This is a genomic window from Mesorhizobium sp. M7A.F.Ca.AU.001.01.1.1 (genome assembly GCF_004022735.1).
Classification (GTDB): domain Bacteria; phylum Pseudomonadota; class Alphaproteobacteria; order Rhizobiales; family Rhizobiaceae; genus Mesorhizobium; species Mesorhizobium ciceri.
On the sequence record NZ_RZPF01001280.1, the window covers coordinates 1 to 747 of the forward strand.

Annotated in this window: 1 protein-coding gene; it reads right to left on the minus strand. The window is 65.9% G+C overall.

All coding sequences use genetic code 11. The features are described from left to right. On the minus strand, positions 1 to 639 hold a 639-nt coding region (gluQRS, locus tag EN884_RS37655; RefSeq protein WP_128361215.1), incomplete at its 3' end, for a tRNA glutamyl-Q(34) synthetase GluQRS. Positions 640 to 747: the final 108 nt, after the last annotated feature.

The following is a 747-nucleotide window of genomic DNA, read 5'->3' on the forward strand; positions in this document are numbered from 1 at the left end:
GTCCATGACGACGGCGAGGTGGTAGCTGGTCGGGATATCGCGGCGCGCCACGATCACGTCGCCCCAGTCCTGCGGACGGGCTTCGATCGAGCGTGTCGCGGAAAGCGTCTCGTCGGCGAATTCGGTCCAAGACAGGTCCTTGCCGACACGCGCCAAGGCGGCATCGACATCCAGCCGCCAGGCGAAGGGCGCATTCCCGGCGATCCGCCGCTGGCGTTCCTTGACTGGCAGCGCCTTGTCAGCGGCGGGGTAGAGCGGCACGCCATCGGGATCGCGCGGCCAGTCGCGCCCACGCTTTTCACTGTCGGTGATGAAGGCGCGGATCTCGCCACGGCTCATGAAGGCGGGATAGACGAGTTCCTCCCGGACCAGCCGCTCGAGCACCGCCTGGTATTCGGCGAAATGCTCGGATTGGCGGCGCACCGGCTCTTCCCAGCCAAGCCCCAGCCATTTCAGGTCGGCAAGCACGCCGGCCTCGAATTGCGGCGTGCAGCGCGTCGTGTCGATATCCTCGATGCGCAGCAGCAGGCGGCCGTCCGCCCGTGCCGCCAGCTTCTGGTTGAGCAGCGCCGAATAGGCGTGGCCGAGATGCAGGTCGCCATTGGGGCTGGGCGCGAAGCGGAATGTCAGGAGTGTCATCTCTGCGGCGGCAATCGGGTTGTGCGGCGGTTTTGCCAATTGCTACCGTGCTGCCGGTTCAGGAACAAGAAAGCATGCAGCGTATCGCGACATCAGACGACATTGCCC